This is a genomic window from Deinococcus sp. Leaf326, assembly GCF_001424185.1.
Lineage (GTDB): Bacteria > Deinococcota > Deinococci > Deinococcales > Deinococcaceae > Deinococcus.
This window is the reverse complement of record NZ_LMOM01000038.1, coordinates 1-12,630: the sequence shown is the minus strand read 5'-3', so window position 1 is coordinate 12,630 and position 12,630 is coordinate 1. Positions and strand designations below refer to the sequence as shown.

General features: G+C 56.9%; 15 protein-coding genes. 5 read left to right on the top strand and 10 right to left on the bottom strand.

What is annotated here, in order from left to right; all coding sequences use genetic code 11:
* Nucleotides 1-227, top strand: a 227-nt coding sequence (locus ASF71_RS13210; RefSeq protein ID WP_156372800.1) for a tyrosine-type recombinase/integrase, incomplete at its 5' end; no start/stop codon positions are given.
* Between the two features lie 177 nt (nucleotides 228-404).
* A complete protein-coding gene (locus ASF71_RS13205) occupies nucleotides 405-1,445 on the top strand; it encodes a diguanylate cyclase (RefSeq protein ID WP_056300939.1) in 1,041 nt (346 codons plus the stop codon).
* 140 nt (nucleotides 1,446-1,585) lie between these two features.
* On the opposite strand, the gene ASF71_RS22850 is transcribed toward ASF71_RS13205, so the two are convergent.
* Together ASF71_RS22850 and ASF71_RS22845 are read right to left on the bottom strand one after the other, a co-directional pair.
* A complete protein-coding gene (locus ASF71_RS22850; protein ID WP_082506016.1) occupies nucleotides 1,586-2,227 on the bottom strand; it encodes a response regulator transcription factor in 642 nt (213 codons plus the stop codon).
* Complete coding sequence (locus tag ASF71_RS22845) at nucleotides 2,224-3,135, bottom strand: sensor histidine kinase (protein ID WP_082506015.1); 912 nt, start codon at nucleotides 3,133-3,135, stop codon at nucleotides 2,224-2,226. Before ASF71_RS22845 ends, ASF71_RS22850 begins: the two co-directional genes overlap by 4 nt.
* 456 nt (nucleotides 3,136-3,591) lie before the next feature.
* Here ASF71_RS22845 and ASF71_RS23830 point away from each other — a divergent pair, with 456 nt between their 5' ends.
* Both ASF71_RS23830 and ASF71_RS13195 read left to right on the top strand, forming a co-directional pair.
* Nucleotides 3,592-4,401, top strand: a complete 810-nt coding sequence (locus tag ASF71_RS23830; protein ID WP_156372808.1) for a hypothetical protein — start codon at nucleotides 3,592-3,594, stop codon at nucleotides 4,399-4,401.
* Nucleotides 4,402-5,152: 751 nt separating this feature from the next.
* On the top strand, nucleotides 5,153-5,683 hold the full coding sequence (locus ASF71_RS13195) for an MBL fold metallo-hydrolase RNA specificity domain-containing protein (protein WP_200939708.1): 531 nt from the start codon (nucleotides 5,153-5,155) through the stop codon (nucleotides 5,681-5,683).
* 129 nt (nucleotides 5,684-5,812) lie between these two features.
* Here ASF71_RS13195 and ASF71_RS23825 read toward each other — a convergent pair whose 3' ends face one another.
* The 7 genes from ASF71_RS23825 to ASF71_RS23820 all read right to left on the bottom strand — a co-directional run bounded on the left by ASF71_RS23825 (nucleotide 5,813) and on the right by ASF71_RS23820 (nucleotide 10,959).
* Nucleotides 5,813-6,163, bottom strand: coding sequence for a hypothetical protein (locus ASF71_RS23825; RefSeq protein ID WP_156372807.1), 351 nt, complete (start codon nucleotides 6,161-6,163; stop codon nucleotides 5,813-5,815).
* An 8-nt stretch (nucleotides 6,164-6,171) separates the two neighbouring features.
* Nucleotides 6,172-7,635 (bottom strand): hypothetical protein, encoded by a 1,464-nt coding sequence (locus ASF71_RS13190; protein WP_056300930.1) that lies wholly within the window; start codon nucleotides 7,633-7,635, stop codon nucleotides 6,172-6,174.
* 313 nt (nucleotides 7,636-7,948) lie between these two features.
* A complete protein-coding gene (locus tag ASF71_RS13185) occupies nucleotides 7,949-8,944 on the bottom strand; it encodes a nuclease-related domain-containing protein (RefSeq protein WP_056300928.1) in 996 nt (331 codons plus the stop codon).
* 77 nt (nucleotides 8,945-9,021) lie between these two features.
* Nucleotides 9,022-9,378, bottom strand: a complete 357-nt coding sequence (locus tag ASF71_RS13180; RefSeq protein WP_082506013.1) for an HNH endonuclease — start codon at nucleotides 9,376-9,378, stop codon at nucleotides 9,022-9,024.
* Between the two features lie 19 nt (nucleotides 9,379-9,397).
* The gene (locus ASF71_RS13175) at nucleotides 9,398-9,706 is read right to left on the bottom strand and encodes a hypothetical protein (protein WP_162243115.1); all 309 of its coding nucleotides are present in this window, start codon (nucleotides 9,704-9,706) and stop codon (nucleotides 9,398-9,400) included.
* Nucleotides 9,703-10,302 carry a ParA family protein gene (locus tag ASF71_RS13170; protein WP_056300923.1) on the bottom strand — a complete coding sequence of 200 codons (600 nt, stop codon included), beginning with the start codon at nucleotides 10,300-10,302 and terminating at the stop codon, nucleotides 9,703-9,705. The genes ASF71_RS13175 and ASF71_RS13170 overlap by 4 nt, the downstream gene beginning before the upstream one ends.
* Before the next feature lie 9 nt (nucleotides 10,303-10,311).
* The gene (locus tag ASF71_RS23820; protein ID WP_156372806.1) at nucleotides 10,312-10,959 is read right to left on the bottom strand and encodes a ribonuclease H family protein; all 648 of its coding nucleotides are present in this window, start codon (nucleotides 10,957-10,959) and stop codon (nucleotides 10,312-10,314) included.
* Between the two features lie 147 nt (nucleotides 10,960-11,106).
* Between ASF71_RS23820 and ASF71_RS22840 the strand changes: the two genes are divergently transcribed.
* Complete coding sequence (locus ASF71_RS22840) at nucleotides 11,107-11,343, top strand: hypothetical protein (RefSeq protein WP_082506012.1); 237 nt, start codon at nucleotides 11,107-11,109, stop codon at nucleotides 11,341-11,343.
* Nucleotides 11,344-11,417: 74 nt separating this feature from the next.
* Here the strand turns inward: ASF71_RS22840 and ASF71_RS22835 are convergent, their stop codons facing one another.
* Nucleotides 11,418-12,554, bottom strand: a complete 1,137-nt coding sequence (locus tag ASF71_RS22835) for a restriction endonuclease subunit S (protein WP_082506011.1) — start codon at nucleotides 12,552-12,554, stop codon at nucleotides 11,418-11,420.
* Nucleotides 12,555-12,630 lie beyond the last annotated feature (76 nt).

Below are 12,630 nucleotides of genomic sequence, written 5' to 3'. Positions count from 1 at the left end.
ACAACACGGCCGCCCGCCAACTGCGCCGCGCCTTCGAGCGTGCGGGTCTCCCTGGTCGCTTCCGGGGCTTCCACGCCGCGCGCAAAACATCGGGCACGATGCTCTACGAAGCGACGGGCGACTTCACCCGAGTCAGTCTCTTCCTCGGTCATGCGTCGGTCGACACCACCCGCCGCTACGTCGCCGTGAGACGCAACGACGTCGCCGCAGAGGTCGAAGATTTCTAGTGGGCACCTCTGACTCGACGCGGCATAGGTCCCTTCGACCATCACCCTTATCTGGGCGAACCTTCTGGTTGATGGGTACGGGTTCGCGCGCAGCCATCCACCACATCGAGTGAGGACACGCAAGCGTGAGGGCTCGCTTCAGAGACCGATGGTCCATTTGGTTTAACTTTGAATCAGATGGGTTCGTTTCCCCGAAGTGTCAAGCTGCCCCTGTCCTGGGAACAGCGGAATGCCGCTTTAATCACCTTCGCTTTTGCCGTGTGTTACGGCATTTTTGCCTTCGCCGCCTTTCCTATTGGTGAGACGATCCGGGGGCGATTGGCCCTGGGCACGGCCGTGTTGCAACTGCTGCTTTCAGTCCTCGCCTGGCAGGGGCTGAGGCTCACGCTGCTCTACCCTCTGGTCCTGGGGTTGATCACCGCATTGGTCTGGGTCAGTGTTCCCGTCCTGACGCTGTCGCACCAGAACATTCCTGGAAGCATGCTGTCCAGTTGCGGCTTCGTGGCGATCCTTGCCTTCACTTGGTTTCCCTTTCGATCTGCACTGTACTGGGTGCTCGCCGCATATCTCCCTGCCCTGGGCGCCGGCCTGTGGCTCCCCTATGCCGATCCCCCCTCGTTGGTCGTCGGGATCATGTTGATGTTGCTCATTGGGTATATGAGCCGCTATACCCATCACCTCATTCAGACGCAGAACGATCGGGCGCGGTTCCAGGACCTGGCGATTCGCGATCCACTCACAGGACTGTACAACCGCCGCGTCCCTCTGGATCAACTTGAGGGGATGCTTGCCCATCAGCCGGTGCGGCAGAACGTCGCGGTGGTTCTTCTGGATATCGACCACTTCAAACGCATCAACGATACCTTTGGTCACGCTCGGGGGGATGACACCCTGACACAGGTGGCGACCCTGTTGAGCCAGCAGTTCCCCGCCGGCACGATGCTCTGCCGCTGGGGAGGTGAAGAGTTCCTGGCAGTGCTGTACGGCGTGTCATTCTCCCAAGCCCAGGCAGTGGTGGAGGCCGTATTAACCCAGGTGCGTCAGACACGAATTGAAGACGTCGATCTGACCCTGAGTGCTGGAGGGGCCATGCTAACGGAAGCCTCCACAGTTCATGAGCTGATTGCGCTGGCTGATCAACGACTCTATGCCGCTAAGGGGGCGGGGCGGGATCAAGCCCGCTGGGCCCGGACGGAGGCATTGGGAGTTCTTGGATGAGATCCCTGATAAGGCTTGATCAGACAAAGATGCCCTCAGATATGTATCAGTTAGAAAATACTCACCTCTGTTAGCAAAGTTTCAACCTCCCATAGAGCCACAGCATTTAAACCCAATATAAATCATTACAATTCAATCCCTCATAGTATTCCCAACTCAAGAGCGCGAAGAACAGCGCGGGTTCGATCGCGAGCTTGAAGCTTAAACAGAATGCTGGAAACTAGATTCTTAACTGTTCCTTCCTTTAGATCAACCAACTCGGCTAATTCTCGATTAGAGTAACCACCGGCCATCAATCGCAACAACTCTAATTCCCTTGGTGATAACTCTGGAGACAGATCTGCCTCAAGTAGAGTGTCCCGCGATTGCCGGAGATGGGCCACTACATGCTCACTGAGCACAGGTCTCGAAAAGGTTTCACCTCTGGCCACAGTCCGGATACTCTCGAGTAAGGTATCGAGCGAGGCGTCTTTCAGGAGAAAGCCTCGGGCGCCAGCTTTCCGACTACGCAGTAACGCTTCATCGTCATTAAACGTGGTCAGCATTAGTGTTGGTGGTAGTCTACCCTTGAGGTTGAGAGTCTCTAAAACACCTAAGCCATCGAGCCGTGGCATGCGGACATCCAGCAAGAGAACGTCTGGAGAGCTACTACAGACGACGACGACAGCCTCTTCCCCGTCTCCGGCCTCTGCCACAACTTCTATGTCAGGGGCGAGTTCCAGCAATCGACGCAGCCCCAAACGTACGAGAGTCTGATCATCTACTAAACATACTCGAATCATGACATCCCCGTTAATGGGAAATGGGCTTCCACTTGCAGGCCTCCTTGAGGTGCAGGCATCAACATCAGAGAGCCGTTCAATACCTCCATTCGCTCCTGCATTCCGGCCAGTCCGTTACCTGGAGTGAGTGGCCACTGCACATGTCCGTCATCTACAATCTGAATGACCAGTTCAAAACCATCACAGCGCACAGAGAGCCAAAGGTTTCTGGCTTGGGCATGCTTAATAGTGTTGGTCACAGCCTCTTGAGTCAATCGGAAGAGGGTCGCAGCTTGGCAAGGCGGAGGTGTTATACAGCTTGGGGGAATATCCAAATGCACCTGAAGACCAGGAATGCCGCGTGTGACCTCCCGGATCAGAGTTGTCCAATCCTCAGCTTCACCTCGCAAGTCATTGACACTTTCCCGAACATCGGCAAGGAGAAGTCGGTTGAGGACTCGTGCCCGCTCAATAGAGACTTGTACCGTTGGACCAGAGAGGTGGGAAGCCAGCTCCAGTTCCATACTCAGCACCGTCAGGTGATGTCCTAGTGAGTCATGAAGCTCCCGCGAAATACGGCTGCGTTCTGCCTCACGGGTGGCCTGTTCCAACATTGCGTGGGTAAATCGAAAATTGACATTCAGCTCGGCTAGAGCCTTGCGAGCCCGACGCTCATTCCCAAGCATCTGGATGAGCAAGGCTGTTAACATCTGGACTCCACCCATGAAGACGCCCGCATAGAGAGCACTTCCCAGCAGCATCTGAAACTGCAGAACTATAGCTAGACCTGCGCTTTGAAGAACAATCCAGACCAAGGTTGAGCGCCAAGGTAATAGACCAGGAAGAAGTGCCGCAATAAGGATTAGCAAGACGCCCAGGTCAGCACTGGAGGAAAATACGGCGTTGATTCCCAAAGCGCTCACGGTCATTACACCACAGCCCCATAACCGTTTTTGCCGAAGTGGCGCACCCCCTGTAGCTATCCAGGAAGCCGTCCCCCTCGTCACCCACCAGTAGGCGCCGCCAAAAAGCAGATATAGAGAGATCCATAGACTGAATTGAAGTGGTGTGAGATGACGGAGCGCCTGTTGCCGATCCGTCACATCAAGACTGATGTACAGGAACTCGGTTAACCAACAGAATAACCCTCCCCAGCGCAATAGGGTCCCCGTATGTGTGCGCACGTCCCGATAGAGTAGCGGATCAAACCCCCCAAAACAGGTGCCGAAAGTCACGTCCTCAACTTGACTTTCGGCACCTGCGATTTTCTAACCTTTTTCCTATATTTCCTACCAGTTCAAGACAACAAAAAGTTGGCCTAGGGGGTTATCGGGAGCACGCCGAATCGTCAGCCACGTTCTTTTCTCTCAAAAGAGGTATTACAAGTGAAGAAATTCATATATCAGAGTGCATTCCTATCTGCAGCTGTAATGACACTCGCATCATGTGGACAAGCCGTTCCTGAAGTAGGTGCACAAACTTCAGCTTCCACCTCTACTTTGCGTACTCAACTGCTCCAACCTATTGATGATAACGGGGGCGGAGGCGGAGGCGGAGGATCCTACCCACCTCCTGTAAGCTACCTCACCATTCCTGATGGGTACAACGCCCGCGTGCGTGTCATTATGAAAAGCGTTTATACTTCAGATACTGAAGACGTGATGGGTGCGGACGAATTTTATTTTGCTGGCTCACTACTAGCAACCACGCCATCCAACCGAAGCAAGGCGGCCCCCATCATGATGTCCCCTCCAGTTGACATCAACGATGATCAGGGAATCAGCCTGAATATGGTTGTCTTCAACGAAGTCGTACCAAAGGGCACTAATGTCATTGGTAACTTACAAGCCTACGATGAGGATGCCGCCAAAGATTGGGGAACTGTGGGGCCTAATTTCCAACAGGCGGTAACCACAGCAGCAAACACGCTGGGTAGCTCTGGTATCAAAGGGGCAGAGCTCCTTAAAGGAGCACTCAACGCTGGATTCCAAGTTTTGGATGCATCCATGAAAGCAGACAAAGACGACGTTCTGGGTAATCAGGGGTTCGAGTATATTTCAACTAACGATGAAATCAATAGAACATACCAGATGCATATGGAGAAAAAGGGTAGCTTTTTCAATGTATCCAAGTGGGATTATTATATAGACTATCAAATTATCGTCGAGCCAACCAAAGATCAAGTTACCTTTTAATGACAGACTTCAGGCGCAGATCTAGATCTGCGCCTGAAGTCTGTCATTAAATAGTTGGACAGATCATTCGAGAATTTGCTTGACCTGCACGGCCTGCTAAGGAGTGCGCTGGCGGGCCTGGAAACCGTGTTGCTCCTGATTGGCAGCGATAGCCGGCAAGGTCAGACTCTAATTTTGGAGCGCTTCCTCATAGGCGTCTACGGTGCGCATACCTTGGATCGCGTGTTACTTGATGCTGCTAAATCCCTGCGGCCCACATCAAGGTTTCCGACTCAAGGGCAACTGCGTGTTGGGGGCGCCGGGATCTGCAAACGCCGGTCTCGATTTCGGTGATTTCAACTGCCAGCTCCAAGCCCTTACTGCGAGCGTATGGCAGAACAGTGGCCTGTTGAGGTTTGAAGCTGAGACCATTTTGCCCTGCATCAAAGTAGAGAAGCTGGAACAGGCGACGACGGGTTAGGTAAGTACTGATGCTATATGGTCATCAGACCACGCTTACCTGTACAAATGCCCGTTATGGCAAATAAGAGAGTGGAAGTCACCCCATCGAAGCTTTACCACCAAATAAGGGAGTCATTACCCCTCAAAACAATCTGTAAGCCCCTTCCTGGCCTTCCTGTGAGCAAGCGAAATTCAAGTTATCCCAGGTGTCAAATGCTGTTGGATCCGCAGGACGCCGAGTCGCACGGGCGGCGGCGGCTGGAGTTGCAGCAGGGTGGGGACGTGCTGCTCCCGGACGGCCGGGGAGGCCGTGAGCCGGTCCCCGCCTACGCCCGGGTCGAGCGCTTCTCATGCCGACCGAGGCGGCCTACTGGGCATGATCGCCCGCTACAGCCCGGGGAAGGTGCTGCTGACCCACGGGGAGGTTGCCCCACGGCACAACCTTGCGGGGTACCTGGATACTAAGTACGACGTTGAGTTGCCCCGAGCCGGGCAGGTCGTCACCCTGCGTGACAGTGGGAAGCGGCGGGGCGGGTTCCTGAACAGCAATCCGAAGAAGCTCGAAGCCCTCAAGGAGCGCCATGCCCGGGGTAAGGTAGAGCTGCGCTACGACGCCGAGCGGCACGCGGTGGTCATCGAACTGCCACAGAACATGGACGCCTCACTCTTCGGGGAGGGGGAGTACACCATGGAGGTGCTGCGGGGCAAGCTCAGCCGCCTCAAGCTCAAGGAGCATGATCAGGAGACCATGGCGGGGCAACTGTCCGGCGAGGTGTCCGCTCAGCATGCAGAAGGAGACAACGAGACACACGAGCCACTAATCACGCCCCCGATTCGCTGACAGCCAGAGGGATCATCTTGAACTTCTTGCGCAGTGTGGAACAACTGGAATTGCCCTGTTTGGGGATTTACATCTAAGTTTAAATGATGGTTTTACATAGATTTTAGAATCTATATAAATTTATTAATCTTATCTTGGCGCGAATGATGGAGACTTGAGGGTTGACCACTCTACCTTTGATATATTTCCCTTTTCGAAATCATCTAGCTGTCTAATCTCAGATTCAGTCAGCCAAAGATTATGTGCATCCACAAAAAATTTTAGACCATTATCTAGTGGATATCTTTGAGAGATTGCAGAGAATAATTTTCTCCTAGCAAGATCACAGGGCACAGGAAGAGTCACAAAATAAGCATCTGGGTGAAGTTTTAGCTCCTCATAAGAGATCTCGTCCAAAGGCACAAAGTAACGCAAGCCCGAATCGCTCTGACACAACTGGAGACGGCATTCCGTCTTCTCGCCTGCTTCAAATTTTTCCACATTGCACCTCAAAAACGCGCATTCGGAAACTCGGGAATGGTCAACCCCTGTTGCCAGGGGAGGCCAGAATAGACCCCCTCCCCTCTCTCATTTTTAGCACCATTGATTTCCGAAAGAACCTGGCGTATCGCTTTCCGGTCTATGGGGACACCGTGTAACTCCAGCTCCGCAAGCCTGACCAGAGCTTCCGCTCTTTTGGAGCCAGCGATTCCCATCGCGTGAAGGCCTTCGTGGACACCCACAGCTGCCGTGTGGTCATACCCAGAGATCTGGCGATCTACCGTGGGAACTCCAGAAGACCTATCCATAATCGTCAGCTTCGTTCCGTTCTGGGTTTCAGGTATGTAGACCACTGCCCGGTTGCCGTAGCTCCTACCTTCCAATCCACGCTCCCAGCTTTGGATCGAGAACGTCAGGTCGATCTCGCCACTGTCTGCTGCACCAACCACTTTTCTGCCCGTCTCTGTCCTACTCATCGTCCTACGAAGTTGATTTGTATTGAAGTAGTTAACGCCATATCTCGTACTTTGTCTATCGGTCAAATTATTGACTGAGTAGGCATACCCTGTTTGCTGATTGCTGGGCAATCTTGAGGGTGAAGACAAACTGTTAGCCAACACTTTTCTCTGGCCGCCAGCTGTCATGACGTAGGCATACTGCTTTCCATCTTTACCGGTGATCAGGGACGAAATCTTTCCCGTCAGTCCCCGTCCCAAACTCACAGTTTCGCCAACTTTCAAGAGAGTCGGCTTCAGCAATTCCAAGGCAGCTTTGCCTGCCCCCGTTGCTCCCGCCCGCGCGGCCAGAGTGCCCGCAGCGCGGGCCCCCGGAAGTGGCAGGACCGAGGCTGCGGCATTAAACGTGACGGCCCCGATCTTGCGGGGATCGGCAGCTATACCCGTGACGTAATCCCCCGCTGCATTGGCTTGCTGCCTGAGTTGATTGTGGGCTGCCTGAGCATTCCCTGACCCCAGGCCGATGGCCTGGCCGACCAGCTGGACTTCCTTCCTGCCCGCGACGACCCCGCTCGCAATGGCCGTCCCCATCCCCCGGGCCGTCGCTACCGGGTGCCTGGCCGCATTAGCCGCCCCGGATACTGACTCTTTGCCTGCGGTGTATACCCCAACGCCAAATTCTTTTAGGTTGTGACCCGTATCCTGCATCATAGCCCGGCCGAACTCCTGCCAGAACACCTTCTGGACCGAGGGCTGCATCCCAGTCATCGCTTTGCCCAGACTGGTGACGACCTGCCGATCTGTGCGGCCATGCACCTGACCCTGCTTGGCGATGTACGCCAAGTCGTTGAGCTGCTTGCCGCTGATCTGACCCGCTGCCGCCTGGTTTGCCACAAACTCAGCGAACTTGGGGGCCGTGTCCAGAACCCGTCCGATCAGCCCTGCGTCCTTTTTCTCTTTGGCATTCAGGCCGGGGGGCAACGTGACGGGGGTCTTCTGCTTTTGTGCACTGGGCACTGGCGTGGGCGTCTGCGCCGTGTTTCGCCGTTGCTGGGAGTTGCTGACTGCCTGGGGCGACACCGCAAGCCTGGAAGCGGCGGCTGAGGCAGAAGGCCGCGTTCCCGAAGCCCGGGCAGCTGGACTGGCCGGCGCTGGGATGCGCGGCGCAGGAGTAGGGGTGGGTACAGATGTCTTAGTCTTGACGGCCATCTCGCCTCCTGAGGGAGTCAGATGGCGCAGCTTAGCGGCTGGCCTTCAGGTCAGGAGCCGCATCTGTGGTCGACTCAAGGCACGGTCAAGCACACAGCGGCCTCTCGCCTCCCCTGACCGTTCAGGTCGGATTGGTGAAGTAAAGGCTTGAGGTCTGACAGGGCGCACATTCCGCGAAGAACTGACGGCCACTCTTGCGGGTGCGCTGAAGTCCCTGACACCGCGGGCACGTCAGCTTGATCGGCGTGTTGCCGTCGCACTGCCGGCACTTCAGGTAGTACGTGTGCCCGAACTTGATCTCCACATCCTGACCCTGGCACTTGCCGCACTGCACTCTGACCGCTGATGGGGAAACGGCCCTGCTGGGTGCCAGTGAGGGTGGAAAGTGAGTGGGGGCTACAGCCTTCGGCGCTGGCAGTACGGATGAGGCTGGGTCCTCTTCCCCAGCGCAGCGCACCGGTTTGACCTCCTGGTGCTTCGCCCGCAGAAAGGCACTGATCCGGGCAAACTCCTCGGATGCCAGGTTGAAGCCCCACTGCTCCGAACGTTTGTCACGGCTGAACGGGTGGGCGAGCTTGCTGTGCTCTGTCATCAGCTCTCGGACCCGGTCAGGCACCTGATCCGCCTTGCGGACCTCCGGGCGCCCCTCGCGACATTCCACCAGGCCCTGATCGCTGATCGCCACGACCACGTCGATCATGAAGGCCTTGAAGCCGCCCTGCTTGAGCCCCAGCAGGATCTTGTTGCGCAACCCTTCCTTGTGGGCCTGCATGAAGCTGCGCAGGAGCTCGGCCTGTCGCCGAGCCTGCAGCACCGGCGAGGCCATACCCTGCCAGCGGCCGTTCCATTGCCGAGCCCACTCGTCACGGTCATTGATCCGCACGGCGCTGGTCACGCTCTTGCTCTCGACGATGATCATGCCCGCGCGGTGCAGGACAAGGTGATCAATCTGCGCGACCTCGCCTTCATGCTCGAAGCGCAGGTTGTGGAAGACGTGGATTCCAGAGTCGTCGCCAAAGGCCCGCTTGAGGTAGTGGGCCATCTGGGCTTCAGCGGCGTCACCTGCACGCTGCAGGGGATCACTGGACCGGGCCGGATGGTGCTCTTTGACGATCATGTTGGCTGACAGGGTAGACCGGAGAGGCTGACGACGCTGTCACGGCGCCCATCGCCGGTCAGAGAGACTCACCGGCTTTACGACTGACGGCGGATGGACGGACCCGACAGCAGGACATGCTCGAACAGGGTGCCCCGCTGCGGCTCGCGGACGAGAGAGACCTCCCGGACGCCGGGGAAGTACTCCGGGAAGAGGGCGGGCATCCCCCGCCGCTCACAGCGCAGGTGGTATTCGACGTGGGCGTGGTAGCGCTGGCTGGGCAGCACCATCAGGTTTGAAGGATCATTGTTGGTGCTGTCGCCGTCGCGGTGATGCACAATCTCTCCGGGCAGCAGGGGGCGGCCGAGGTATTCGGCCATCAGCTGACGGTGCAGGGCGACCCACTTCCCGGTAACGTTGCACCTAACCTGTGCGTATCTCTTCCGACGACGCATGGACCCCTCCCCTGTTCTCTCAGCGCAGGCGTTTGACGACGGCCGCCATCACTTCTGGATCTTCCAGGCTGGCCAGTAGAGCGTCTGCGAGCTGGTACCGCTTGAGCGAGCGGCGCTGTTTGCGCAGCTGGCGGTACGCCTCGTCGAAGAGGTCGAGCGAGTCCTGGGTCACTGGACTGAACGTGACCTTGCCCATCGGGATTTCAGGCAGGGCAGGCAGCGCCAGGGCCTCGGCACGGGCCTGTTGGTCTTCGACTTCCCGGTTCTTGTCGAGCATGGAGGGCGCAGGGGCCTCCGACTTCTTCCGGGGTGGCGGGGGCAGGCTCACGCATTCACCTCGTTCCAGACGTCGGCGTAGTGTTCACTGGCTGGGGTCTTCCCGGCGGCGGCCTGGTAGTTGCCCCTCAGGGGAATGCGGTTGTGCAATACAGGGATACCCGTCTTGGCACATTCGGCCTCCGTTTCCCGCTCGCGCGCCGGGGCAAACTTTGCCCGGTTAATCAGGATGAAGGGCTTGAGGTCAGGCCGCAGCTGGAGCGCCCGCTTGACCTGCCGCTCAGTCGTGCCGAGCATGCCTGTATCACTGGTTCCGACGCCAACTGGAATAAGGGCGACATCGGACACGAGGAGAGTCTCCAGAGTGGCGTCGCGGTCATTGGCTGGGGTGTCGATGAAGATGGCGTCGAAGTCCCCATCTCCCCTCAGCTGGGTGATGTAAGCCTCCAGATCGTCCTGCTTGATATCCAGCGCCATCGCTGGAAGACCCAACCCCGCAATCTCGATCCAGTTGACCGACTGCCGGGTTGGATCGAGGTCAAGGACAGCGACCCGCTGACCCTGTTGAGCTGCATGGTAGGCGAGATGGACCGTAGCGTGAGTCTTCCCACTTCCACCCTTGACATTGGTGATCCCATAAACACGCATAAAAACATCTTATATCCAGGAAAACAGAAAAACAAGAAAACAGAAATATTTATGGAAATATGGTTTTAAGGTATCCACATAGCTGATCTCTAGGGAGAGGCTGAACTGCCCTGGTCCTAGCATCCCAGAGAAGATTATTTCAGGGTCAGATGGATTCGCCTCGCGACGACGAGATCCTGCACAGCCAGGAGCAGGCGCCAGCTGAAAGCCCGCCGGGTGATCAGGGAAGACCAGGGGATCACCCAGTCCCAGGACGGTCACTTGCGGCCCGTGCTGACGTACGCGCAAGTAAAGACGCTCATCGGACACCGGCTGATTCGGAGGCATCAGACGGGCACGGCGGGCGACCGGATGCGCCGGATTGTCGTCCCCCCGGATGTGCTGAAGGGTCAGGGCAATCTGGCGCTGATGGGCCACGGTAATGATGTGCCGGACCATGACCTGAAAGGCGGAAATGAGTAGATTCGGTTGGGTGAGCGGCTGCAGGGCATTGAGGCAGTCAACGTGCAGCTTGAGCGGCTGCTCGATTGGAGCTTTGCGCACGGCCAACAGGGCGGCTTCAAGTTCAGCGTGCTGCTGGCTGGAGGTGCGAACGATGCGAGTGAATTCCTTACTGTCAACGACAGCCCCCAGGCCTGCGGTGGCCTCGCCGATCATGCTGGCGTCGGAATAGGCGAGGACCGAGCAGCATCGGCAGAGGAAAGCATGTCCACAGAAGAATAGATGAAGATTTTCCGCTGTTGGCGTAGAGAAGTCTGCAGGGGTAGATTGAGGATGCATTCCAATACTAGGAGGACTCAAACGATGAGTGACAAGAAGACGAGTGACCACGCAGCTTCTTCCGCCTCTGACGTGATGACCGATGGCCGCACATCAGCTGATTCCAAGAGTGCAGCCGGGAGTGCGCTGTCGCAAGTGAACAAAGGCCGGAGCACCGGCGACGATGCGGCTCACTCCGCCTCCGAGACGCTTCAGAGTGACGATACTGGGGAGAAGTCCAAGACGGCAGCGGGAAGTGCGCTCTCGCAGAAAGAGAACTGATCCGCTGATCTGAAGTCCCAAAGACAGTCCCCTGACCGTGTCGCTGGTCAGGGGATTTGCGCTGCCTTCAGGGCTCAGCTCGGTTGTGGCTCCTCGTCGAAGAGACTGACTTGCCGTGTGCCCCCGGCCCGCTCCAGTTTGAGGGCTTCGAGCTTTCGCACGGCGTCCTCGTAGCTGCTGGCCTCGGGAATGGCGGCTGGTGCCTGGGCCAGCGCTTCCGGTCGGACCTTGGGTGGACGACCACGGCGACGGGGAGGCTGAGGGTCTGGGGCCTGAGCTGCCGCTTCTGCCAAGGGGGCTTGCTCTCCAGCCTCCGCCTGCACTTTGGGTGGCTGGCGCCGGCGCTTGGGTTCCTCAGCACTGCCCGGCGCGGCGCTGCGCCCCCGCTTCGGCTTGCTCCCCTCGACGGCCCGCTGCGCCCGGATACGTTCGAGCAGCACGCTGGCCGGTTCGTCGTTCGGGTCTTGTGGCACCAGTTCGCCCCGGAATGCCTTGGCGAGCAGCGCAGGCGTCAGGCGATTAAAGGAGGATAGGGCTGACTGGTAACGGGCTTCGAGGCGGTCGGCCAGCGCGAAGAGGACTTCGACGCGGCGGACGATTTCAGCTTGTTCAGGGAGGGGGGGGAGGTTGATACAGATTGAAGCAACCTTAGATACACTAAGAGTATGTAGACCAGTTGTGGTCTTAGCTAACTCAACAATAGCTTTCCTAGCATCAGGAGATAAAAGATAAAATAAAACGTACTTTGATAAGGCAGATTCAGGTCGCCAACGAATTAAATGATTTTGATGACTGCACTCATCTAGCTCACCACTCCAAAGTGCCACTCTACCCAGATGCTCTAAGCTGCCATTCCCCTCTACAATTAACAAATCCCCAGGTAACAGACGGGTTTTATTCCACTCCATTTCAGTGATACCTATTTCTGTAATACTATTTAATGAGAGTTGATTTGCCTGTACGTTGGCAACCCTCAAATAGGGCTTCTGCATAGGAAGATCCTGCCTTGTTGAGTTTTTAGTCAGTCCTCCAGATACGCTGCCACAGGTATCAAGAGTGCTTTCCTCCCACTCTGCATCCCCGCCCCCGCGCCACTCACGCGTCAGTTCCCCACTAACTGCCGCGCCCAACACCGCCTGCCGGAAGGCTTTGACCAGCTTCGGCACGCGCTCCAGCCGCTCTCGACCCGCCTCAGTAGATGACAACTTCATTTTTTACTGCTCCTGACGCTGAAAAAGGGCTGATGATCGCCTCCAGAAAGGTCACCAGTCGTTCTGGTTTCCAGCG

Excerpts from the sequence above, each read along its gene's own strand:
- ASF71_RS13185 (WP_056300928.1), bottom strand. The coding sequence starts at position 8,944 with ATGATCGTCAAAGAGCACCATCCGGCCCGGTCCAGTGATCCCCTGCAG.
- ASF71_RS13180 (WP_082506013.1), bottom strand. The coding sequence starts at position 9,378 with ATGCGTCGTCGGAAGAGATACGCACAGGTTAGGTGCAACGTTACCGGG.
- ASF71_RS22835 (WP_082506011.1), bottom strand. The coding sequence starts at position 12,554 with ATGAAGTTGTCATCTACTGAGGCGGGTCGAGAGCGGCTGGAGCGCGTG.
- ASF71_RS22840 (WP_082506012.1), top strand. The coding sequence starts at position 11,107 with ATGAGTGACAAGAAGACGAGTGACCACGCAGCTTCTTCCGCCTCTGAC.
- ASF71_RS13170 (WP_056300923.1), bottom strand. The coding sequence starts at position 10,302 with ATGCGTGTTTATGGGATCACCAATGTCAAGGGTGGAAGTGGGAAGACT.
- ASF71_RS23820 (WP_156372806.1), bottom strand. The coding sequence starts at position 10,959 with ATGATCGGCGAGGCCACCGCAGGCCTGGGGGCTGTCGTTGACAGTAAG.
- ASF71_RS22845 (WP_082506015.1), bottom strand. The coding sequence starts at position 3,135 with ATGACCGTGAGCGCTTTGGGAATCAACGCCGTATTTTCCTCCAGTGCT.
- ASF71_RS22850 (WP_082506016.1), bottom strand. The coding sequence starts at position 2,227 with ATGATTCGAGTATGTTTAGTAGATGATCAGACTCTCGTACGTTTGGGG.
- ASF71_RS13205 (WP_056300939.1), top strand. The coding sequence starts at position 405 with ATGGGTTCGTTTCCCCGAAGTGTCAAGCTGCCCCTGTCCTGGGAACAG.